Source organism: Bacteroides finegoldii DSM 17565, from assembly GCF_000156195.1.
Classification (GTDB): Bacteria; Bacteroidota; Bacteroidia; order Bacteroidales; family Bacteroidaceae; genus Bacteroides; species Bacteroides finegoldii.
This window is the reverse complement of record NZ_GG688335.1, coordinates 1-855: the sequence shown is the minus strand read 5'-3', so window position 1 is coordinate 855 and position 855 is coordinate 1. Positions and strand designations below refer to the sequence as shown.

1 protein-coding gene is annotated in these 855 nt (G+C 38.5%); it reads left to right on the top strand.

The window, feature by feature from the left end; all coding sequences use genetic code 11:
* Positions 1-606, top strand: a 606-nt coding sequence (locus BACFIN_RS02030; RefSeq protein ID WP_007757573.1) for an NgoMIV family type II restriction endonuclease, incomplete at its 5' end; no start/stop codon positions are given.
* Positions 607-855 lie beyond the last annotated feature (249 nt).

The window sequence follows — 855 nt, the reverse complement described above, 5'->3', positions numbered from 1 at the left end:
AATTTACGTCCGGGAAAATGGCATATCTCCAAACTGGGTAACCGTAACTCCGTCAAAACAAGTAGTTTTGCTCAATACGAACATTTGGAATACCTCAGCCTGCTGACCAAAAGCGATGCTCGACTTGCCGCTAGCATGGGTAACGATTATATGGTAGCACCGGATGTGGTTATTTATCGAGAGACAGAGACGGATGATATGATAAATGAGAAAACTGATATTATTGATGATTCCGTGTGTAATCTTGCCGATATACGAAAAAGTAATGGCGGGTTACCCATTCTTCATGCTTCTATTTCAGCCAAATGGACGATGCGTAGCGATCGTGCACAAAACAGCCGGACAGAAGCTCTCGGATTGATAAGGAACAGAAAAGGGCACTTACCGCACATTGTTGTGGTAACAGGAGAACCAATGCCCGCACGATTGGCATCATTAGCTTTAGGCACAGGAGATATTGACTGTATTTATCATTTTGCTTTGTATGAGCTCATCAAAGCGGTTCATGATACCCATGCAGAGGATTCTATTGAATTATTGAACATCTTGATTCAGGGAAAACGGTTGAAAGATATCAGTGACTTGCCTTTGGATTTAGCTGTATAAATAACTTTAATATTACCAATATATCTGTTCATGATAATTGATTATTAATAATAATCATGAGCCATTCATACATAGGGATATTCCTAGGGATATTCCTAAAATAATAAAATTTAAGGCAACTACTTCATTGCGAATTAGTTGCCTTTTTTGTATCTTTAAGCATTCCCCCCAAAAAACCGGTTTGACAGCCAAAACGGGGGGAATCTAAAATAAAAACACATGGTAAAGATACAAAAAATACTCAGAAAT